This is a genomic window from Polynucleobacter sp. MWH-Berg-3C6 (assembly GCF_018881855.1).
Taxonomy (GTDB): Bacteria; Pseudomonadota; Gammaproteobacteria; order Burkholderiales; family Burkholderiaceae; genus Polynucleobacter.
This window is the reverse complement of record NZ_JACVPN010000001.1, coordinates 31,852-53,878: the sequence shown is the minus strand read 5'-3', so window position 1 is coordinate 53,878 and position 22,027 is coordinate 31,852. Positions and strand designations below refer to the sequence as shown.

Sequence of the window (22,027 nt, the reverse complement as noted above, 5' to 3'; positions counted from 1 at the left end):
AAAAACCTTTATGAGCGATAGTCCGCATTAATGGAAACGTAATCATGAGATAGATCGCAAGTCCACATGGTTTGGGTAGCGTTGCCACGACCCAAGTCAATTTTGACGGTAATCTCAGGGGCCTGCATTACCCTTTGGCCATCAGCCTCTTGATAACAAGGATTGCGGCCACCATCCTTAGCAACCCATACATCACCAAGCCACATCTGCACACGACCCACATCTAAATCAGCAATCCCTGCATAACCAATCGCAGCCAAAATACGTCCTAAGTTTGGATCGCTAGCGAAGAAAGCGGTTTTGACTAAAGGTGAGTGCGCAACTGCCTCAGCAACCAGGCGACACTCCTCTTGAGTCTTGCCGCCAAGCACCTCGATGGTGATGAACTTCGTTGCGCCTTCACCATCACGCACAATCATCTGAGCTAACTTTCTGGCTAGCGCAATCAAAGCGTCTCGCAGTACTGCATAGCTTGGATCTGTCGCTGACTTAATCTGCACGGCAGACTGACCAGTAGCCATAATGATGAAAGAATCATTTGTTGAGGTATCGCCATCAATCGTGATCGCGTTAAAAGAGAGATCGGCGATTTCACGAGTAAGGTTAGTTAATAGACCTTGGGCAAAACCAGCATCAGTGGCAATAAAGCCCAACATGGTTGCCATATTTGGATGGATCATGCCTGCACCCTTGCAGATGCCAGTAATCACAACCGGCCCTGCTGGTGTTGATACCGTCAATGAGCTTGCCTTGGGCTGAGTATCAGTAGTCATGATTGCCTGGGCAGCATCAAACCAATTGTCCTCGCCTAAATTGGATATTGCCTTTGGTAAAGCACTAATAATTTTTTTAATCGGCAAAGGTTCCAGAATTACGCCCGTTGAAAAAGGCAAAATTTGCTCTGGATTAATCTTCAGGTCCTTAGCTAGTGCCGCACATGTCTCTAGGGCATGCTTCATGCCTGATTCACCTGTACCAGCATTGGCATTGCCCGTATTTACTACCAAAGCCCGGATTTCTCCGTTGCGCCCCTCTTGCGCTAAATGATCACGGCAAACCTGAACGGGTGCAGCGCAAAAGCGATTCAGAGTAAATACGCCAGCAACCTGAGATCCAGGCGCTAAGGTCATCACCAATAAATCCTTCCGATTGGCTTTCTTAATTCCGGCTTCAGCGATGCCCATCTCAAAACCTTTAACTGGCTTGAGATCGGCTTTTTGGGGGAGGGATAGATTAACTGTCATAGTCTGACAATTGTAGATGAGGGCTTAAAGGGCTGCTAGCGGGCCGCCCTTTAAATAGCGCTTAGCTTAAGGTGCCGCAGCAATTCTTATATTTTTTACCGCTGCCACACGTACATGGGTCATTACGCCCAATCTTTGGGCCAGTCCGCATAGGCGCAGGAACAAGCTGTATCGAGTCATCCTGGTCACCGGTGGATCCAGCAACTTCTTTCTCGGGATCAGCATGTTGATATTGGACGCCTGCTAATTTAGCCAGGTCATCATTCATGGACTCAGCTGCTTCATCCAACTCGCTCGCGCTTCTGATCTTGACGGTCATGATGCTTTTCACAACATCATTTTTAATCACACTAAGTAATTCACCATACAGCTCAAACGCTTCGCGACGGTACTCTTGCTTTGGATCTTTTTGAGCATAGCCACGCAAGTGAATACCTTGACGCAAATGATCTAAGGCTGCCAAGTGTTCGCGCCAGTGAGTATCTAGACTGTAGAGAAGAACGGAGCGCTCAAACCCGGCAAAAGACTCGCGACCGGATAATTCAACCTTCGCGTCATAGGCTTCTTTAGCAGCTTCCAACACACGATCAATAATCTCAGTGTCATCCACAGTCTCTGCGGCCTCAACCCAGCTACGCAATTCAACCGTCAGGCCCCAGTCACTAGCCAAGACATTCTCAAGCCCAGCCAAATCCCACTGCTCTTCCATAGACTCAAGAGGAATGTAGAAAGAGCAAACTGAGCGCAAGACATCTTCACGCAAATTAGCAATTAAATCGCCAATATCATTGCTTTCGAGCACTTCATTTCTGAGGCGATAAGTTTCCTTACGCTGGTCATTTGCAACGTCGTCATATTCCAATAGCTGCTTACGAATATCAAAGTTACGACCTTCAACCTTACGCTGCGCTGACTCAATCGAACGAGTCACCATGCCAGCTTCAATCGGCTCACCATCAGGCATCTTTAAGCGTTCCATCACAGCACGCAAACGATCGCCGGCAAAAATACGCAAGAGTGAATCATCTAAAGAGAGATAGAAGCGGGATGAACCTGGGTCACCTTGACGACCAGAGCGACCTCTTAATTGGTTGTCAATACGGCGACTCTCGTGACGCTCTGTACCAATGATGTGCAAGCCACCAGCAGCAAGCACATGATCATGAATACCCTGCCACTCATCTTGCAAGGCCTTAATCTTTTTTACTTTTTCTGCGGCTGAGAGTGCAGCATCTGCCTCAATCAATGTAGATTGTTTGCCTACGTTGCCGCCAAGCACAATGTCCGTTCCACGACCAGCCATATTCGTAGCAATGGTGATCATTTTTGGACGGCCTGCTTGCGCAATGATTTCAGCTTCTCGTGCGTGCTGCTTAGCATTCAAAACTTGATGCGGTAATTTACGTTGATCTAGTAATTTAGCAATCAGCTCAGAATTTTCAATTGAGGTAGTGCCCACCAATACTGGCTGCCCACGCTCGTAGCAATCTTCAATGTCTTTAATGACAGCGTCATAACGCTCGCGAGATGATTTGAAGATTTGATCTTGACGATCTTTGCGCTGACTAATTCTATTGGGCGGAATCACCACCGTCTCAAGGTTATAAATCTCCTTGAACTCATAAGCCTCGGTATCAGCAGTACCTGTCATACCAGACAACTTACCGTACATACGGAAGTAATTCTGGAAAGTAATCGTAGCTAAGGTTTGATTCTCATTCTGAATCGGTACACCCTCTTTAGCCTCTACCGCCTGATGTAATCCATCAGACCAACGGCGGCCCTGCATCAAGCGACCAGTGAACTCGTCCACAATGATGACTTCTTTGTTCTGCACAACATAGTGTTGATCGCGGTTGTACAAGCAGTGTGCGCGCAACGCTGCATAAACATGATGCATCAAAGTAATATTTTGGGGGGCATACAAGGAGGCGCCATCATCTAAGGCACCCAACTGCACTAAGATTTCTTCGGCCTTATCGTGACCTCGTTCGGTCAAATAAACCTGCTGTGACTTTTCATCTACCCAGTAATCACCAGGCTTTTCAACACCAGTGCCATCTGCTTTTTCTTCACCAATTTGACGCTCTAAATAGGAAGGAAGGGCATTGATTTTGATATATAGATCAGTGTGATCTTCGGCCTGACCGGAAATGATGAGTGGTGTACGAGCTTCATCAATCAGAATTGAGTCGACCTCGTCGACGATCGCATACGCTAAGCCACGTTGAACGCGTTGATCCAAATCTTGAACCATGTTGTCGCGCAAATAATCAAAACCAAACTCGTTATTGGTACCGTATGTAATATCTGCAGCATAAGCTTCTTGCTTTGTCTTGTGATCCATCTGCGATAGATTCACGCCAACTTTCATGCCTAAGAAGTTATATAAGGTTGACATCCACTCAGCGTCACGCTGAGCCAAATAATCATTCACCGTAACAACATGAACACCTTTACCAGTTAAAGCATTCAAATACACTGGGAGCGTTGCTGTTAAGGTTTTTCCTTCGCCAGTTCCCATCTCGGCAATCTTGCCCTGATGCAGAGCAAGGCCACCCATAATCTGCGCATCAAAGTGGCGCATCTTCATAACGCGAACACTAGCTTCTCTCACTACCGCAAATGCTTCGGCAGTAATATCCTCTAAAGACTCCCCGCCAGCTAAACGCGTCTTAAACTCCGCGGTTTTAGCGGCAAGGGCGGCATCATCCAAAGATTGCAAGCTGGCTTCAAAAGCGCCAACCTTGGCAACAACTTTGCGATACTGTTTTAAGAGGCGGTCGTTACGACTGCCGACCAGGGTTTTAAGAAGACCGATTACCATGGGATATTGAAGAAAATTAAGTCCTTGAGTTTATCACCCGCAACCCCATTTTTTATGAACTTTGCCCGCAAACCATCACGCAATCATTCAGCCCACGACTGGATGGAATACCTGCGAGAGTCCAATGGTCTTGGTGGAATCTTGGCCAAAACGGAAGATCTTGCCAAGCTCAAGGCTAAGCTCCATAAGGCATTGGAATGCTTAGATTTAGGTCACTTAAGCCCAAAAATTGAAGCTGGATGGCGTTCAGGGGCCCAGGATGAGCTTTTTTTACTAGTTAGCAGCGCCAGCATTGGAACCCGCTTACAGCAGATTTTACCGAGCTTAATCAATGAGTTAAGAAAAATTGGACTCAATTGCAAGGCTATTAAGGTCAAAGTAAAGCCAGCAAGCCCAGACTGGGAGGTCAAACCGAGGCCAAACCCCAAAAATGTAGCCCCCAAGGGTTTAAATCAGGTGGCAAAACAGTCATGGCAAGACCTTCTAGAAAAACTACCGCCAGAGTCTGATCTTCGCGAGGCGGTTGAACGTCTCCTACAAAATAAAACTAAGTAGGGCGCTCTAGAAAAAGAGGGGCTGACTTTCTTGAGAATAGGCTTCAGGGGCCTTGGCTTCTGCAAAAGACTCAATTGAATAAGAGCTTGGATCTTCTAAAAGCTTACGCAAAAGAGCGTTATTGAGTGCGTGACCAGACTTTTCGGCTACATATGCACCCACAATAGGATGGCCTACTAAATATAAGTCGCCAATTGCATCTAGAATTTTGTGACGCACAAACTCATCTTCATAACGGAGTTCTTCGTTATTTAAGATGCGGTGCTCATCTAAAACAATTGCATTATCCAAACTACCGCCGCGAGCTAAACCCATCTCGCGTAAAGCCTCTACCTCATGCGCAAAACCAAATGTACGCGCACGACCAATTTCACTACGATATGCATGCTCTGCAAAATCAACAACAAATCGCTGACCTGTTTTATCAACTGCAGGATGTTTAAAGTCGATCGTGAAATCTAATTTAAAACCGAAGAAAGGTTCTAAGCGTGCAAGCTTATCACCCTCGCGAACTTCGACTGGTTTCTTAATGACGACAAATTGACGTGGCGCATCTTGTTCAATAATGCCAGCAGATTCAATTAAAAATAAGAAGGAGGCAGCACTGCCGTCCATGATGGGAACCTCTTCACCATCAAGCTCAATTAATAAATTATCCAAACCCAAACCAGCGCAGGCAGATAACAAATGCTCAACCGTGGAGACTCGCACGCCATCCTTTTGAATGACGGATGCAAGCCTGGTATCGCAGACAGCCAGGGCAGTTGCTGGGACAACCGACTGCTCTGGCGTATCGACACGCACAAACTGAACCCCTGAATTTACCGGTGCAGGCTTAATAGAAATTGTCACCTTACGACCAGAATGCAAACCAATGCCCACAGTCTTGACTGGAGTGGCAATGGTTCTTTGTTTCATCATGGTGATATCTCTAACTTCAGGGGGGTATTAGTTACTGAATGAATTCGAATTACAGTTTTTTCAGAATAGAAGCCGCATCACTTACTTCAAACTTACCAGGAGCTTCGCGATCCAAAGATTTCACTACGCCATCTTCAACAATCATGGCATAACGGTCTGAGCGAACTCCAAAACCACGAGCGGTTAAATCTAACTCTGTACCCATCTTTTTGGTGAACTCAGCGCTACCATCACCCATCATGCGAATCTTTTTACCCACTTTTTGATCGCGACCCCAAGCACCCATCACGAATGGATCGTTCACAGAAATACACCAAATCTCGTCGACACCTTTTGCTTTGATCGCATCATAGTGTTCAACATATCCAGGTACATGCTTTGCAGAGCAAGTTGGCGTAAATGCGCCAGGCAGTGCAAAGATGACAATCTTTTTGCCAGCTACAAGCTTCTCAACTTCAAAGGCATTCGGCCCTAAGGAGCAGCCTTCGCTCTCTTCGTCAAAAAATTCATAAAGAGTAGCGTTAGGTAATTTTTGTCCAACAGCAATCATGACATCTCCAATAAGTAGTTGTTAGTAAGCATGCCAACGCAAGCGCGGGATTCGTCGTCCGGAGGGGCGCCGCGCTGGCATTTCGCAATTACCTATTGTATTGAGCAGTTAGTTAGTCTGCTTGCTTACGTAAAAAGGCTGGAATCTCATAGTAATCAGCCCCTTTATCCAACATGGATTTAGCCTGAGGAGAGCTATCTGCGCCTAAAGTAGGTGCGGGAGTCGCCTCACGGGAACTACGGAATACCCGTGGCAAATCATATTGGCTGTAATCAACACCGCTGCTAGCTGCTGGTTGAGCTGCAACTGATGGAGCACTACCGACACCAGTCAAAGCCATGCCCGCACTAGTACTCAAAGCAGAATCCAAGCCAACCTTGCTCATAGCAGCAGATGCGCTAGCAGGAGCAAAGGTATTGAGATCGGCCATTGTTGGCATTGCATCACTTGTACCAGTAGCTTGTCTCCAAACTACTTCTGGTTGATTTGCTTTACGAGCTTGAGGATTATTCAAGCCAGTAGCAACCACTGTTACGCGTAATGCATCACCCAAACTCTCGTCATACACGGTTCCGAAGATTACAGTTGCATCATCAGCAGCATAGCCACGAATAGCAGCCATTACTTCGCGTGTCTCAGATAATTTCAATGAACGGCTAGCAGTAATGTTTACCAATACGCCACGTGCTCCAGATAAATCAACGCCTTCTAACAATGGTGATGCAACTGCAGCTTCAGCCGCTAAACGAGCACGATCCATACCGGAAACAGTTGCTGTTCCCATCATGGCTTTACCTTGCTCGCCCATTACAGTCTTCACGTCTTCAAAGTCAACGTTAATCAAACCCTGAACATTGATGATTTCAGCAATACCGGAGACTGCGTTATGCAATACATCATCAGCACAAGCAAAGGCCTTATCAAACTCGGCGTCTTCACCCATCACTTCAAAGAGCTTTTCATTGAGCACAACAATCAATGAGTCAACATAAGACTCGAGTTCTGCAGCGCCGTTCTCAGCAACCTTCAAGCGCTTTACGCCCTCGAAATCAAAAGGCTTACTGATTACACCAACTGTCAAAATGCCCATTTCTTTTGCTACTTGAGCAACGATTGGGGCGGCACCAGTACCGGTACCACCACCCATACCTGCAGTGATGAAGACCATATGTGCGCCTTGCAAAGTATCCGCAATACGAGCACGTGCCTCTTCAGCAGAAGCTGCGCCGATTTCTGGTTTTGCGCCCGCACCTAATCCGCTAGAGCCCAGTTGCAAATTCACAGATGCTTCAGAACGCTGTAGAGCGCCAGCATCGGTGTTCATGCAAATGAACTCTACGCCATGTACTCCGCGACGGATCATGTGCTGGACAGCATTACCACCAGCTCCACCGACTCCAACCACTTTAATAATGGTTTTGCCAGCTGTATCTTGATCTAACATTTCAAATTCCATATACCCTCCTAGGTAAATAACTTACTACATTGACGACGACGAAAAACAACTTAAAAATTTCCTGCAAACCATTCCTTCATGCGCGACACAATTCCCTGAAGCGCGCCTGATTGAGAAACACGACGGCCACGCAATAACTGTGCCTGTCCCTCCATCAACAAACCAATGCTGGTGGCATATCTAGGGCTACGCAATACTTCATGTAAGTGCCCGCGATATTCGGGTGTACCAATTCGAGCCGGCCTCAAAAAGACTTGCTCGGCCAACTCAACCATGCCCGGCATTAGTGAAGTACCGCCAGTGAGCACAATTCCTGAAGAAACCATGTCCTCATACCCAGAATCACGCACTACCCCTCTCACTAAAGTAAACAGCTCTTCAACGCGCGGCTCAATCACTGCGGCAAGGGCTTGCTTAGACATTGGACGCGGCTCACGATCCCCAACACCAGGCACATCAATCATGGCCGCTGAATCAGCCATATCTTGACGAGCAATTCCATGCGCAATTTTTAAATCTTCTGCATCCAGAGTGGGCGTGCGTAAGGCCATTGCAATATCGTTAGTAATTTGGTCACCAGCAATTGGAATTACAGCGGTATGACGAATTGATCCTTGGCAATAAATGGCGATATCAGTAGTGCCGCCACCAATATCAACCAAAACAACGCCCAGCTCTTTTTCATCATCAGTAAGGACGGCTAAGCTCGATGCCAAAGGTTGCAAAATGAGGTCATTCACCTCTAAACCACAACGACGTACGCACTTCACAATATTTTGCGCAGCACTAACAGCGCCAGTAACAATATGAACCTTCACTTCTAAACGTAAGCCACTCATGCCAATGGGCTCGCGGACATCTTCTTGGCCATCAATGATGAATTCCTGAACCAAGATGTGCAAAATTTGTTGATCGGTTGGAATATTGATTGCTTTAGCAGTTTCCAATACGCGCTCAACATCACCTGCACCCACCTCTTTGTCTCGTATTGCAACCATGCCGCTCGAGTTAAAGCTCACAATGTGATTTCCAGCAATACCAGTAAATACTTGAACAATCTGGCGGTCAGCCATCACCTCAGCCTCTTCTAAGGCCTTCTGAATCGACTGAACAGTTGCTTCAATATTGACTACAACGCCCTTCTTTAATCCCTTTGAGGCTGTTTGACCAACGCCAACCACATTGAATTGGCCGTCAGGCGCAAGCTCTGCTACTAAGGCAACTACCTTAGAAGTCCCAATGTCTAAACCTACCAATAGGTCGCGATTATCTTTACTCATTGCCATTCCTCATTGCTTCAGCTCACTTTTTTTGCCGTCTACATCATTCTTTTTTGCGCTTCCAGATGCAAGATGCACTGCGAAACCATTTGCATAGCGTAGATCTACTGCATCAACTCGATTCGCCCATTTCTCTTGTACCTGAGGCCAATACTTAAATAAACGTGCAACCCGTTCTTCCGTTAAGTTTTTGTCAGAGCTCTCTTCGTCTCGTCCAAATTCGACTTTCATACCATTGGACAGCTTGACGTGCCAGGCATAGCGCTCAGTTAATGCCAAGCTCACTACTTCAGCATTCCAGGGTTTAAACCAGTTATTAGCTTTTTCATAAAGACTCATAACTTCTTTTCCAGCATCATCTGGACCAGAGAAATCTAACAAGCGCTTTTCATCAGGCAGCTCTGAAACGCGACCAGTAAATAGCTCACCATGGGTGTTCATTAAGGTATTGCTACTCTCACCGTCCCAAGTCGCAAAAGCTTTTTGCTCTTCAATGCTCACTATCAAGCCATTTGGCCAAACGCGACGAACATTAGCGTGGCGCACCCAGGGCATACTTTCAAAGCCACGCTTCACATCTTCTAAACGGACACTGAAGAAGTTACCTTGCACGGTCTCCATTACCTGACGCTTCACAAGTGATTTATTAATGTGTTTGAGTGTTTGACCAGCAACGGGTTCAACCTGAATTTGTCTTAAAGTAAAAACCGGTCTCTGACTTAACCAAACCAAAATCCCAACCACCAACATCACAGCAAAACACCGCATCAAGAAACGGCTAAGCCTTTGCATCCGCTCTGGATGATTCCAAAGTGGAGACATGATGACGGAGAAAATATCTCCGAAGCGGTCTAAGAGCGTGTTCATATCGCCGCACCCTCTTTTGATTGCAAAGTTTGACTTAGCAACCACAACACCAAATCCGCATAGCTAACACCGGCAGCCTTAGCCGCCATCGGTACCAAAGAGTGAGAAGTCATACCTGGCGAGGTATTCATTTCCAATAAGTAGGGTTTGCCTGTTTTGTGATCAAGCATGACATCGGCACGGCCCCATGTGCGGCAACCTAAGGCCTTGTATGCAGCCAGAGCCAATTCTTGAACGCGCTCGTTAACCTCATCAGCAAGTCCGGTTGGGCATAAGTATTGAGTCTCATCTGAGAAATACTTGTTATGGAAGTCGTAATTAGCCTGTGGCGGAATAATTTTGATCACAGGCAATGCCTCTGCAGTATCGCCCTGACCAACTAATGGACAAGTGAGTTCATCCCCAATAATGCAAGTCTCAGCAATGACTTTTTTATCTAATCCCGCAGCAAGCTTATAGGCTGCCGGCAATTCATCTACAGATTTCACCTTAGTTAAACCAAGCGAAGAGCCTTCATGTGCCGGCTTAACAATCAGAGGAAGACCTAGATGCTTGACGACCAAGTTCCAGTCGCTATTTGCAGTTAGCTCTTCAAACTCTGGGGTTGCTAGGCTATTACTAATCCAAACTTGCTTAGTAACAATCTTGTCGATTGCTAAAGCAGAAGCCAAAACACCACTGCCGGTATACGGCAATTCAAGTAAATCTAATAAGCCTTGAATCGTTCCATCTTCACCGTAACGACCATGTAGGGAAATAAATACGCGATCAAATTTTTCTTTTGCTAGCTCTGTTGGGCAACGTAAGCCAGGGTCAAAAGCATGTGCATCTACCCCTTTAGAGAGCAGGGCCTCTAAAACACCATTACCCGACATCAGAGATATTTCTCGCTCACCAGAGCGCCCGCCCAATAGAACACCAACCCGACCAAGCGATTTCATATCTAACTTAGATAGCTGAGACTTCACACGATCACCCCACATGCCGAGGTTTGCATCTAACTTAGACACTCTTTGCCTCCGCCAAGGTATGTGGCAGCGCGGAGATTGATCCCGCACCCATCGTAATTAAGACATCACCGTCTTTTAATACTTGAGATAACTTTTCTGGCATCTCTGTAATATTTACTGCAAAGATCGCTGCGGCAGAATTTAAGGAGCGGTTTACACTCTTCTCTTCTGCAAGCGCTGCCTTCATCAAGCTCTTACCGTCTGCACCCGGAATCTTTGCCTCACCGGCTGGATACACTTCAGTTAACACTAAAGCATCAAAGTTTCGGAGTACTTGCACAAACTCTCCAAAACAATCTCGTGTTCTTGTAAAGCGATGCGGCTGGAATGCCAGCACTAAACGACGATCTGGGAAGGCGCCACGTGCTGCAGCCAAAGTGGCCGCCATCTCAACTGGATGATGTCCATAATCATCAATCAATGTAAAGCTGCCGCCAGAGGCAAGGGGAATCTCACCATAACGCTGGAAGCGACGACCAACACCACTAAATTCAGAGAGTGCTTTGGTAATAGCCTCATCGCCAACACCTAGCTCTGTAGCAATACCAATGGCAGCTAAAGCATTCCGTACATTGTGCAAGCCAGGCAAGTTCAGTGTCACATTGAGAGGACCAGGTTTATTACCATGCCTGCGAACGGTGCGACGATCCACTGTAAAGTGCATACGCGTTCCATCAGCACGCACATTGCTAGCTCTAATATCTGCATCTTCCGAGAGTCCATAACGCAAGACGGGCTGAGATACAAATGGGATGATGTCGCGCACATTAGCGTCATCAATACATAACACTGCTACACCATAAAACGGCATACGCTGAATAAACTGTACAAAGGCTTGCTTCAATCTCGCCATATCATGCTGATAGGTATCCATATGATCAGCATCAATATTGGTAACTACTTCCATTGCTGGGAAAAGCTGCAAGAATGAAGCATCAGATTCATCGGCTTCAACGACAATAAAATCGCCGCGACCCAAACGTGCATTAGCGCCAGCGGAATTCAGTTTTCCGCCAATCACAAAAGTAGGATCCAAGCCGCCTTCAGCAAGAACTGATGCAACTAAACTGGTTGTAGTGGTCTTGCCATGCGTACCAGCAATAGCGATACCTTGTTTTAGACGCATCAACTCACCCAACATGACTGCTCGCTGAATCACAGGAATCTTTGCAGCGCGTGCTGCGAGTACTTCGGGATTATTTCCAGCTACTGCTGTAGAAATAACTACTGCTTCTGCAGTACCAATATTTTTAGGATCATGGCCAATATGAATGACTGCGCCCAACTCTTTTAGGCGCTTCGTTACAGGACCTTCAGCCAAATCAGACCCGGATACCTGATAACCCAAATTCAATAAAACTTCAGCTATGCCGCTCATACCAGCACCGCCAATACCAATGAAATGGATTTGCTGAACGATATGCTTCATACGCCTACCCCCGCACAATCAGCGCAAACCTCAGCTACTCGCTGGGTTGCATGTGGTTTAGCCAAAGCATGCGCACGCAAAGCCATTTGCTTTAAGTCCGCACGATTAAAGCTTTGAATCATTAATGCCAAATCTTGCGGATTTAGATCTTGCTGAGGCAATAAGATTGCAGCATCTGCATTAGACAAAAATTTTGCATTAGCTGTTTGATGATCATCAATTGCATATGGGAAAGGAATTAAACAAGAAGCAACGCCACAAGCAGCTAATTCTGAAACTGTCATAGCGCCAGCACGGCAAATCACAAGATCTGCCTGCGCATATGCAGCAGGCATATCGTCAATAAATGGGCGAATATCGGCTTCAACATCGTACTCCTGATAGCGCTTTTGCAGATCGGCCAGATGCTTATCGCCCGCTTGATGAATTACCTTGGGACGCATGTCCCTAGAGAGCAGTGCCAAAGCTGCGGGAATATTTTCATTCAAAGCGGCTGCACCTAAACTACCGCCTACGATTAATATAGATAAAGGTCCTTGGCGCTGTTCATAGCGCAATGCTGGCGCAGAAATATGATCAAACTCTTCGCGAATAGGATTGCCAACCCACTCAGCATTTATCATCGCGTTTGGAAAACCAGTCAATGTGCGCATAGCAATTTTGGCAAGCGCACGATTTGCACTACCTGCTACAGAATTTGATTCGTGCAGTACTAAGGGGCGGCTTAATAACTTAGTTACCAAACCACCCGGGAAGGAAATATAGCCGCCCATCCCTAAGACCACAGAGGGTTTTATGCGACGCATAATCTTCCAACTTTGAATGCAAGCGCGCATTAAATTAAATGGCAACAGCAATTTAGCCTTGAGGCCTTTGCCACGCAACCCGCCAAACTCAACAACCTCAAATGGAAAATCGCAAGATTTCACTAAGCGATATTCCATGCCATTTTGGTTACCTAACCATGACACATTCCAACCACAAATCCGCAGATATTCAGCGACAGCAAGGCCTGGGAAAATATGCCCGCCAGTACCGCCAGCCATCACCAAAATTGAGGGTCTTGTCACAGCTTCCCCCCGCGCATCAAAATACGATTCTCATAATCAATGCGAAGTAGCATCGCAACCGCTACTGCATTCATCAAAATTCCGGATCCACCGTAGCTCACCAATGGCAATGTCAAACCTTTAGTTGGTAATAAACCCAGATTCACACCCATATTGATAAAGGCTTGCCAGCCAATCCAAATTGCCACGCCCTTAGCTGCAAGACCAGCAAAGCTACGATCCAATTGCAACGCTGTACGGCCAATTAAGAAAGCGCGTCTTACGATCCAATAAAACAAAAAGATCATCACAACTACACCAACAAAACCAAGCTCTTCACCAATCACTGCCATGATGAAATCGGTATGGGCTTCAGGCAGGTAATGTAATTTCTCTACGCTGCCGCCAAGTCCAGTGCCAAACCACTCACCACGGCCAAAGGCCATCAAGGAGTGTGTTAATTGATAACCTTTATTTGCAGCGTTATCAACTTGCCATGGATCCATAAAGGCGAGCATGCGGCCACGACGGAATGGTGAAAGAGCAATCATTGCTGCTCCACTCATTAAGCCAACAGCAATCAAACCACCAAACAACTTGGCATTAATACCACCTAAGAACAAAATGCCAAATGCAATTAAGGAGACCACTACAAATGCACCCATATCAGGCTCAGCCATTAACAGACCTCCAACCAAGGCGACCGCAATCCCCATGGGCAACATACCTTTAACAAATGAGTGCAGATACTCTTGACGTTGAACTGTATAGCTTGCAGCAAAAATGACGGCGGCAAATTTCATTAACTCGGATGGCTGAAAGTTCATTAGACCCAGTGGAATCCAACGCTTAGCTCCATTGACGCCCTTACCAACGCCAGGAATAAGTACTGCAATCAAGAGTAAAACGGTAAACCCGAAAATCAAGGGTGAATAGCGATCCCACATCTTGGTCGGAATCTTAAAGACCCAAATACCAACCCCAATTGCAATTACCAATGAAATCATGTGGCGAATTAAGAAAAAGTTGCTGCTGTAATTAGCGTACTTAGGGCCATCTGCCAAAGTAATCGATGCCGAATACACCATTACCAAACCAATCAACATCAGGGAAAGAACTGCCCATACGAGCAACTGATCGTATTCCATCATGCGCGAGCGAGTTTGCTCAACTCCTGAGACAGCATCTCTTAAGCCAGTTCGGAAGTTATCAATCCCACCTCTAGAAAAATTCCAGAAGCGATCTAGACTTAAACGATTATCAGGAAAAAATTTATCTTTTAGATTCACGCCTGAACTCCTTCGAAACGCATTCCTAATTCTTCAACTTCTTCAACAAATACTTGGGCACGCGCAACATAATCTTTAAACTGATCAAAGCTTGCGCAAGCTGGGGAAAGCAAGACCAAATCGCCAGACTGGGCTTGTTGTGCAGCTGTCTTAACAGCGTCCACCAAGCTACCGCTCATCGTGCAAGGAACATCTTTGCCAATAGCCTCACCAATGGCAGCACCATCTTTACCAATCAAGAAAACGCCCTTAACAAAACGTAAGGCTGGCTCGCGTAATGGGCCAAAGTCTTGCCCTTTGCCATCACCTCCAGCAATTAACCAAATTCTCTTGCCAGATTCATTGCTTCCAAGGCCATTTAGGGCCGCTACTGTTGCACCAACATTGGTACCTTTACTGTCATCGATATACTCAACGTCATTCACAACTGCGATGCTCTGAACACGATGAGGCTCACCGTGATAATCACGCAAGCCATGCAGAAGAACATTCATTGGCAAGCCAGCCGCTCTTGCTAATGCCAGCGCAGCTAATGCATTCAATGCATTATGGCGACCACGTATTCTGAGAGCATCAGCTGGAATTAAGCGCTTCAATCGCAGCGGCTCATCCTCTTCAATTGCAGTTGATTTACGACGACGCTTGGGCTTTGGCTCAAGATCTTCATCTACCTCCGCCCATACAAGCCAATCAATTCCGCCAGCACGCAAATCATGCTCAATACCGAAGGCGCCTTGCTCATCCGGCTTATTCGAACCAAAAGTCACAATCGACTTTTCTGCTTTTTGCTCATCAGAGAGCAAACCCATCACCAAAGAGTCGTCACAATTCAGAATGCAAATTGTGTCTACGCCAAATATCTTTGCTTTCGCATCTGCATACGCCTGCATATCGCCATGCCAATCTAAATGGTCTTGGGTGATATTCAGCACAGTGGCAGCAGTTGCATTGAGGGTATACGTATAAACCAATTGGAAACTGGATAATTCAAGCACCCAAATATCTGGCATATCTTCAATTTGGTCGGCCTCATTAAGGCAGCTCATCAACTTGTCTAATGCAGCAGGGCTAATGTTTCCAGCTACAGCAACTTTTTTCCCAGCGCGCTCACAGAGTTGGCCAGTTAATGCGGTAGTAGTAGTTTTTCCATTGGTCCCGGTGATCGCCAATACTGCCGCCTCATAACTTGATGCAGCGGTCTGAGCCATACGACCTAATGAAGCAATTGCGCGTGCAAAAAACTCGATCTCGCTCCAAACATCAATTCTGGCTTTTCTAGCCTTAGCCAAAAATGATTGAGTAGGCTCCAGAAATGGAGATAGGCCAGGACTAATGCCAATCACATCGATATCAACCAATAACTCATCGTTGAATGGCCCAAACTGAATGTCTTTCAATCCATCAATCTTTAATTCAGCCAGCCAAGCATTCTGACGCTCAGAAAATTGAGATTGATCGCGTGTATCTACTAAACGAACAGCGGCACCATTACGTAGGCACCACTTAGCCATAGCAACGCCAGACTCTCCTAGACCCATAATCAAAAAGCGGTGGGGAGCTTGATAGCCTGCATCGGCTATGAAAGCAGGATTAGCAAAGGTATTTTCTAGATTCAACATATTTACTTTTGGCTCACCGTAATTTCAGGCTAGATAAGCCAATCAATACCAATAGGATGGTGATGATCCAGAAACGCACAACCACTTGCGTCTCTTTCCAACCACCTAATTCAAAATGATGGTGCAGTGGGGCCATGCGGAAAATACGACGCCCCTCACCAAAATATTTCTTGGTTAACTTGAACCAAAATACCTGCAACATTACAGAGATAGTTTCTGCAACAAAAATTCCACCCATCACAAAGAGCACTATCTCTTGACGCACAATCACCGCAATCGTTCCAAGCGCGCCGCCCAAAGCAAGCGCGCCAACATCGCCCATGAATACTTGCGCTGGATGCGCGTTGTACCAAAGGAAAGCTAAACCTGCTCCGCCCATGGCGCCACAAAAGATCAATAACTCACCAGCACCTGGAATATAGGGAAACAACAGGTATTTGGCATAGATGGCATTACCCATCACGTAGGCAAACGCACCTAACGCTGCTCCTACCAAAATAACGGGCATGATTACCAGGCCGTCGAGCCCATCAGTTAAGTTCACTGCATTACTGCTGCCAACAATCACCAAATAGCTCAAGATGATGAAGCCCATCATACCCAGCGGATAACTCACCTCTTTAATAAAGGGCAATAACAAGTTCGTTTTTGCTGGCAGGTCTAAAGCCAAACCGCTCTTGAGCCATTCGTAGAAGAGCTGGAGCACCTTGAGGTTATTAACCTCAGAAACTGAGAATGCTAAATAGATCGCCGCAAATAAACCAATCAGGGTTTGCCAAAAGAATTTTTCTCTTGAGGCCATTCCCTTGGGATCTTTTCTAGCTACCTTGCGATAGTCATCTACCCAGCCAATCGCACCGAAACCAAATGTCACGATCATCACAATCCAAATAAAGCGATTACTTAAGTCTGCCCATAACATGCAGGACACAAAAATACCGATCAAAATCAACACTCCACCCATTGTCGGAGTGCCAGATTTAACTAAATGGGTTTGTGGTCCATCAGTACGAACGGCTTGACCCATTTTCAAATCAGTTAATTTACGAATAACCCATGGACCTGCAGCCAAACCAATTAACAAGGCTGTTACCGTTGCCATAACAGCTCTAAAGGTGATGTAGTTAAAGACTCGGAAGAATCCAAAATCATCTTGCAACCATTGCGCCAAAATTAAGAGCATGTTTTAGCCTCCTCTAACAAGGCCTGCACTACACGCTCCATGCGCATAAAACGTGAACCCTTAACCAAAATATTTAAATGCTCATTGCTACCAGTTGACTGGGCATGCAATGCATCTCTTAACTGCTCAATCAAACTATCCATTTCAGAGAAATGTTTTGCGCTAGCAGTGGGCAATCCATTTTTCTGGGCATCATCGAATCCCTGAATAGCAAATTGACATTGCTCGCCAAGCGCAAATAATTTATTAACGCCTTGCTCAGCAGCATAGGCACCAACCTCACGATGAAACTCAGGCCCCTGATTGCCTACTTCGCCCATATCGCCTAAAACTAACCAAGATTTATTGCCTGACTGCTTGAGAGCATCGATTGCAGCTCTCACTGAATCAGGATTAGCGTTATAGCTGTCATCAATTAAGGTGTGATTAGGGTCAATTTTCTTGGCCTGCATACGCCCATTAACTGGGGAGAACATCTCTAAGCCCTGCTTAATTTTTTCAAGAGTAATTCCAGCTGCCACCGCAACAGCACTAGCAGCCAATGCATTACGTGCATTGTGGCTACCCAAAGTATTTAACTGAACTTCTATAGAGCCCAACTCTGTTTGCACTTGCACGTGGCCGTTATTTAATAAGCGCCCCGTTACTGCAGCTTGCAGTGTTGACTGACCAGACTGCAAAACAAAATCAATTACCTTTCGTCCAGCTGCAGCTTCATGCCAAACGCTTGCAAATTCAGAATCTGCAGAAAATACGGCTATGCCATCTTTGGGTAAGGCTCTAATGGCATCAGAGTGCTCCTGCGCTACTGCTGCTACCGTCGCCATGAACTCTTGATGTTCACGCTGCGCATTATTAATCAAGGCAATATTTGCCTGAGCAATATCGGCAAGTTGCGCAGTCTCACCAGGATGATTCATTCCCAACTCAACTACGGCAAGTTGATCTGTCGAACGAAGCTTTAATAATGTCAGTGGGAGGCCAATATCATTATTTAAATTGCCTTTAGTTACTAAGGTATGTGCATCGCCAACTGCAGCTCTAAAAATAGAGGCAATCATTTCTTTCACTGTAGTTTTGCCATTACTGCCAGTCACCAAAGCTAGCGGAATAGGATGATTGGCGCGCCAGGCTTTTGCAAATACTCCCAGGCTAATACGGGTGTCAGCAACGCAAACCGCGGGCAAACTTGCAGGGCATTTATCTTTGTTACTAATTAAAACTCCAGCCGCCCCTGCTTTAGCAACGTCTGATAGAAAGTCGTGAGCATCAAAACGATCGCCCGTCAAAGCTACAAATAATTCTTTAGCATCAATCTGCCGACTATCACTTCCAATTCTGGAAATATTTGCTAACTGTGCATCTTCTGCAGAAATATTGAGCAAAGCACTTCCAGGCAGCATGGCATGCACTTGAGCAAGCGTTGTCATAACAGACATCAAAATATTCCTCCGGCAGCTAAACGAATATGCTCTTGATCGGAGAAATCAAATTTCTTGCCATTAATATCTTGGGTAGTTTCGTGACCTTTTCCTGCCACCAAAACAATATCTTGAGGGGCAGCATGACGAACAGCAGCCATAATGGCCGCTGCACGATCAACAACCATCTGAACATCTGAAGATTTCTGTTCAATACCTGCGCGAATCATTTCCATGATTGCGTATGGCTCTTCAGATCTTGGGTTATCACTAGTAATAATGATTTGATCAGCAAATTTTTGAGCCACTGCACCCATTTGCGACCGCTTACCAACATCACGATCACCGCCGCACCCAAATACACACCAAATTTTGCCACTGCGTTGCTCTGCAATCGGACGCAAGGCTTGTAAAGTTTTCTGAAGAGCATCAGGCGTATGGGCGTAATCAACTACCACTAATAAACCTTCTGATTTTTGCTGCTTACCCACCTGAATTAATTCCATGCGGCCAAGTACGGGACGCAAATGACTTACTCGTTTGCTTGCCTCATCACAACTGAAGCCTTGAGTTAGTAATACGGTCCATACAGCGAGGGCATTACTTAAATTAAATTCACCTAATATAGGAATATGTAGGGTATTGCTACCAACTCCCTCATATACAAACTGGGAGTCATATCCTGCGCCATTGAGTACGCTATTTTTTGCATAAATACGATGCAAACGATCACCAAATTTTTCAAATCCCCTCAGGGAATCTTGATTTAAGGTGAATGCCCAAATCTGAATGTCACCTTTAGCCAAAAGCTTTATGGCGATCTCGCGACCAAAGGCATCATCTAAATTAATAACGGCATGCTCTAAGCCGGCTAACTCAAATAGCTTTGCCTTAGCTTCAGCATAGTCGGCCATACTGCCGTGATAGTCCAAATGATCTTGCGTCAGATTTGTAAATACAGCGCAGTTGAGATGAGTACCTAATACTCGGCCCTGATGCAAAGCATGCGAAGACACCTCCATCGCTACTTGCTTGGCGCCAGTATTGAGCAACTCTTTCAGTTGGGTTTGCAACTTCGGTGCATCTGGAGTGGTATATCCAGTTTGCACTAAAGAGTTTGGAAAGCCAGTACCCAAGGTACCTAGAACCGCTGTTCGATGGCTGGTCTCATCCAGCGCTTGAGCTAACCACTGCGTAATACTCGTTTTACCGTTGGTCCCTGTTACACCAATCACTTTTAATTGCTTGCTTGGATAGCCATACCATTGTGCAGATAACTCACCAACCTTTTCTGCAAGGTTTTCAACTGCAATACATTGTGGATGATCTAGATATTCAGAACCAGATCCAGCAGGATCAAATACTACAGCTGCCGCACCCTTCTTCAATGCAGCATGAATAAACTGACGGCCATCTCTTAATGCGTTTCCATGACCAACAGGATAAGCAAAAAAGATATCACCAGATTCAATCTGGCGACTATCGGCACTTACCTTAGCAGTGCTGTTTGCTAGACTGTGCAAGTGGTCAATCAGATGATTGGGATCTATATTCAATGCCATCCTCATCGTTTTAAAACCACATGCTGAGTCTGTACATTTGCAGTTCGAATCTCTTCAGGACTCTTGTCTTGCAAAACCATTTGCTTCACTTTGTTATCAGGCAGCACATTGAGAGTATTGAGTGTTTCACTCACAATGGTTGAGAACACTGGTGCAGCAACCTCACCACCGTAGTGACCACCAACGGTTGGCTCATCAATCATGACTGCAACCACAATCCGTGGAGCACTGATCGGCGCTAAGCCAGCAAAGTAAGCGCGATATTTGTTGCCATACCCTTTACCAACTAATTTATGCGCTGTTCCTGTCTTGCCACCAACTCTAAAGCCTTCAGCCTGCGCCTTGATTGCAGTGCCACCAGGCTCGGTTACAGTCTCAAGCATGCTACGCATTTCAATTGCAGTCTTTGCAGAAAGCACTCTCGTGCCTGGTTTGAAATTGGGGCTACGCTCAATAGTGAGTGGCACTAATTCACCATCACGCGCAAATACTGTGTAAGCCTGTGCTACCTGAAAGAGTGATGCCGAAATGCCATAACCAAATGCAATACGGGCTTGATCCGTCGGCATCCACTTTTTGAATGGATGCACTGTTCCAGCAACCGCTCCTGGGAAGCCAACTTTTGGCGACTGCCCAAAGCCAACCGCAGTATAAAAATCCCACATCTCTTCTGCTGAAAGGCTGTTGATTGCAATTTTTGCAGTACCGATGTTGCTAGACTTCTGAATAATCTGTGCAACGGTGAGGTTGGCATATGGATGTGTATCGGTAATCGGCTTTGGACCAACTAAATACTTGGCGCCAATCACCATATTGGTATCAGGCTGGATGACGCCTTTTTCTAAGGCAATTGCAACTGTTAATGGCTTCACTGTTGAGCCAGGCTCAAAGGTATCTGTTAATACGCGGTTACGTAGCTGCTCACCCGTGAGAAATTTACGATCATTTGGGTTATAGCTTGGGTAATTTGCCAAGGCTAAAATTTCACCAGTTTGCGTATCTAAAACTACTGCGCCACCAGCTTTTGCACGATGTTTTTCAACTGCGTCTTTGACAGCGTTATAAGCCAAGAACTGAATCTTGCTATCAATCGAAAGATTTAAATCTTTACCGTTTTGCGGTAACTGCAGAATTGCCATTTCCTCAACAACACGTCCCAAGCGATCAACCACTACGCGTCTTTGACCAGGATGACCCGCAAGCTCTTTCTGTCTGGAGAGCTCCATACCCTCTTGACCGCGATCTTCCACATTGGTAAAGCCAACCACGTGTGCCATCGCCTCGCCTTCTGGATAGAAGCGGCGATATTCATTATTCAAACCGATACCCGGAATTTCTAATTGCTTAATTTGCTGTGCAATTGCCGGCTCAACCTGACGCTTTAGGAAAATCTGCTTGCGATCTTCCTTGAGTTTTTTTCTAAGTTCAGATTCGCTAATTTGCAAAAGGCTAGCGAGTTTTTTTACCTTGTCGGCAGCCAAGTCATCTGGAACTGTGTCGTTATAAGCAATCACAGACTTCGCTTCTAGGCTGGTAGCGATTACTTGACCATTGCGGTCCAAAATTTTTCCACGGCTTGCTGGCAACTCTAGCTCTCGCTGAGTTCCACGCACACCCTTCGCTTCATAGAATGCATTCCCGGGACCTTGAATCCAAAATGCACGTAGCAATAGCATCATGAAAACGAAGAACAAAAGGAATAGCATTAAGCGTGACCGCCACATTGGCAGCCGTAATACTAAATTTGGCGTAGTAGAAAAACCAA

General features: G+C 45.9%; 17 protein-coding genes. 1 reads left to right on the top strand and 16 read right to left on the bottom strand.

Annotated features, from left to right (window positions below; all coding sequences use genetic code 11):
• Positions 1-8 precede the first annotated feature (8 nt).
• Positions 9-1,244: a bifunctional glutamate N-acetyltransferase/amino-acid acetyltransferase ArgJ gene (gene argJ / locus ICN13_RS00265; RefSeq protein WP_216138001.1), complete on the bottom strand. Its 1,236-nt coding sequence runs from the start codon at positions 1,242-1,244 to the stop codon at positions 9-11.
• A 61-nt stretch (positions 1,245-1,305) separates the two neighbouring features.
• A complete protein-coding gene (secA, locus tag ICN13_RS00260; RefSeq protein ID WP_216137999.1) occupies positions 1,306-4,071 on the bottom strand; it encodes a preprotein translocase subunit SecA in 2,766 nt (921 codons plus the stop codon).
• Positions 4,072-4,095: 24 nt separating this feature from the next.
• On the opposite strand from secA, the gene ICN13_RS00255 reads away from it, so the two are divergent.
• Entirely contained in the window at positions 4,096-4,626 is a 531-nt protein-coding gene (locus ICN13_RS00255) for a hypothetical protein (RefSeq protein WP_255533968.1), read from the top strand.
• A 6-nt stretch (positions 4,627-4,632) separates the two neighbouring features.
• On the opposite strand, the gene lpxC is transcribed toward ICN13_RS00255, so the two are convergent.
• From lpxC to ICN13_RS00185, 14 genes are all read right to left on the bottom strand, one after another.
• A complete protein-coding gene (gene lpxC, locus ICN13_RS00250) occupies positions 4,633-5,547 on the bottom strand; it encodes a UDP-3-O-acyl-N-acetylglucosamine deacetylase (protein ID WP_216137997.1) in 915 nt (304 codons plus the stop codon).
• 49 nt (positions 5,548-5,596) lie between these two features.
• Positions 5,597-6,097 (bottom strand): peroxiredoxin, encoded by a 501-nt coding sequence (locus tag ICN13_RS00245; RefSeq protein ID WP_216137995.1) that lies wholly within the window; start codon positions 6,095-6,097, stop codon positions 5,597-5,599.
• Positions 6,098-6,209: 112 nt separating this feature from the next.
• The gene (ftsZ, locus tag ICN13_RS00240; protein ID WP_216137993.1) at positions 6,210-7,553 is read right to left on the bottom strand and encodes a cell division protein FtsZ; all 1,344 of its coding nucleotides are present in this window, start codon (positions 7,551-7,553) and stop codon (positions 6,210-6,212) included.
• A 50-nt stretch (positions 7,554-7,603) separates the two neighbouring features.
• Positions 7,604-8,833, bottom strand: a complete 1,230-nt coding sequence (gene ftsA / locus ICN13_RS00235) for a cell division protein FtsA (RefSeq protein WP_216137991.1) — start codon at positions 8,831-8,833, stop codon at positions 7,604-7,606.
• A 9-nt stretch (positions 8,834-8,842) separates the two neighbouring features.
• The gene (locus ICN13_RS00230; RefSeq protein WP_216137989.1) at positions 8,843-9,700 is read right to left on the bottom strand and encodes a cell division protein FtsQ/DivIB; all 858 of its coding nucleotides are present in this window, start codon (positions 9,698-9,700) and stop codon (positions 8,843-8,845) included.
• Entirely contained in the window at positions 9,697-10,683 is a 987-nt protein-coding gene (locus ICN13_RS00225; RefSeq protein WP_216139229.1) for a D-alanine--D-alanine ligase, read from the bottom strand. Before ICN13_RS00225 ends, ICN13_RS00230 begins: the two co-directional genes overlap by 4 nt.
• Before the next feature lie 19 nt (positions 10,684-10,702).
• Positions 10,703-12,139: a UDP-N-acetylmuramate--L-alanine ligase gene (gene murC / locus ICN13_RS00220; RefSeq protein WP_216137987.1), complete on the bottom strand. Its 1,437-nt coding sequence runs from the start codon at positions 12,137-12,139 to the stop codon at positions 10,703-10,705.
• Positions 12,136-13,185: an undecaprenyldiphospho-muramoylpentapeptide beta-N-acetylglucosaminyltransferase gene (murG, locus tag ICN13_RS00215; protein ID WP_216139228.1), complete on the bottom strand. Its 1,050-nt coding sequence runs from the start codon at positions 13,183-13,185 to the stop codon at positions 12,136-12,138. Before murG ends, murC begins: the two co-directional genes overlap by 4 nt.
• Before the next feature lie 20 nt (positions 13,186-13,205).
• Positions 13,206-14,402 carry a putative lipid II flippase FtsW gene (gene ftsW, locus ICN13_RS00210; RefSeq protein ID WP_370622952.1) on the bottom strand — a complete coding sequence of 399 codons (1,197 nt, stop codon included), beginning with the start codon at positions 14,400-14,402 and terminating at the stop codon, positions 13,206-13,208.
• 71 nt (positions 14,403-14,473) lie between these two features.
• The gene (gene murD / locus ICN13_RS00205; protein ID WP_216137983.1) at positions 14,474-16,096 is read right to left on the bottom strand and encodes a UDP-N-acetylmuramoyl-L-alanine--D-glutamate ligase; all 1,623 of its coding nucleotides are present in this window, start codon (positions 16,094-16,096) and stop codon (positions 14,474-14,476) included.
• A gap of 13 nt (positions 16,097-16,109) precedes the next feature.
• The gene (gene mraY, locus ICN13_RS00200) at positions 16,110-17,279 is read right to left on the bottom strand and encodes a phospho-N-acetylmuramoyl-pentapeptide-transferase (RefSeq protein ID WP_216137981.1); all 1,170 of its coding nucleotides are present in this window, start codon (positions 17,277-17,279) and stop codon (positions 16,110-16,112) included.
• Positions 17,270-18,718 (bottom strand): UDP-N-acetylmuramoyl-tripeptide--D-alanyl-D-alanine ligase, encoded by a 1,449-nt coding sequence (gene murF / locus ICN13_RS00195; protein WP_216137979.1) that lies wholly within the window; start codon positions 18,716-18,718, stop codon positions 17,270-17,272. Before murF ends, mraY begins: the two co-directional genes overlap by 10 nt.
• A complete protein-coding gene (locus ICN13_RS00190) occupies positions 18,718-20,262 on the bottom strand; it encodes a UDP-N-acetylmuramoyl-L-alanyl-D-glutamate--2,6-diaminopimelate ligase (RefSeq protein ID WP_255533967.1) in 1,545 nt (514 codons plus the stop codon). Before ICN13_RS00190 ends, murF begins: the two co-directional genes overlap by 1 nt.
• 2 nt (positions 20,263-20,264) lie before the next feature.
• Positions 20,265-21,986 carry a peptidoglycan D,D-transpeptidase FtsI family protein gene (locus tag ICN13_RS00185; RefSeq protein WP_370622951.1) on the bottom strand — a complete coding sequence of 574 codons (1,722 nt, stop codon included), beginning with the start codon at positions 21,984-21,986 and terminating at the stop codon, positions 20,265-20,267.
• Between the last annotated feature and the right edge of the window lie 41 nt (positions 21,987-22,027).

What these genes read in the sequence shown, in the direction of transcription:
- argJ (WP_216138001.1), bottom strand. Translation starts at nt 1,244, where the DNA reads ATGACAGTTAATCTATCCCTCCCCCAAAAAGCCGATCTCAAGCCAGTT.
- secA (WP_216137999.1), bottom strand. Translation starts at nt 4,071, where the DNA reads ATGGTAATCGGTCTTCTTAAAACCCTGGTCGGCAGTCGTAACGACCGC.
- lpxC (WP_216137997.1), bottom strand. Translation starts at nt 5,547, where the DNA reads ATGATGAAACAAAGAACCATTGCCACTCCAGTCAAGACTGTGGGCATT.
- ICN13_RS00245 (WP_216137995.1), bottom strand. Translation starts at nt 6,097, where the DNA reads ATGATTGCTGTTGGACAAAAATTACCTAACGCTACTCTTTATGAATTT.
- ftsZ (WP_216137993.1), bottom strand. Translation starts at nt 7,553, where the DNA reads ATGGAATTTGAAATGTTAGATCAAGATACAGCTGGCAAAACCATTATT.
- ftsA (WP_216137991.1), bottom strand. Translation starts at nt 8,833, where the DNA reads ATGAGTAAAGATAATCGCGACCTATTGGTAGGTTTAGACATTGGGACT.
- ICN13_RS00230 (WP_216137989.1), bottom strand. Translation starts at nt 9,700, where the DNA reads ATGAACACGCTCTTAGACCGCTTCGGAGATATTTTCTCCGTCATCATG.
- ICN13_RS00225 (WP_216139229.1), bottom strand. Translation starts at nt 10,683, where the DNA reads ATGTGGGGTGATCGTGTGAAGTCTCAGCTATCTAAGTTAGATATGAAA.
- murC (WP_216137987.1), bottom strand. Translation starts at nt 12,139, where the DNA reads ATGAAGCATATCGTTCAGCAAATCCATTTCATTGGTATTGGCGGTGCT.
- murG (WP_216139228.1), bottom strand. Translation starts at nt 13,185, where the DNA reads ATGGCTGGCGGTACTGGCGGGCATATTTTCCCAGGCCTTGCTGTCGCT.
- murD (WP_216137983.1), bottom strand. Translation starts at nt 16,096, where the DNA reads ATGTTGAATCTAGAAAATACCTTTGCTAATCCTGCTTTCATAGCCGAT.
- mraY (WP_216137981.1), bottom strand. Translation starts at nt 17,279, where the DNA reads ATGCTCTTAATTTTGGCGCAATGGTTGCAAGATGATTTTGGATTCTTC.
- murF (WP_216137979.1), bottom strand. Translation starts at nt 18,718, where the DNA reads ATGTCTGTTATGACAACGCTTGCTCAAGTGCATGCCATGCTGCCTGGA.
- ICN13_RS00190 (WP_255533967.1), bottom strand. Translation starts at nt 20,262, where the DNA reads ATGGCATTGAATATAGATCCCAATCATCTGATTGACCACTTGCACAGT.
- ICN13_RS00185 (WP_370622951.1), bottom strand. Translation starts at nt 21,986, where the DNA reads ATGTGGCGGTCACGCTTAATGCTATTCCTTTTGTTCTTCGTTTTCATG.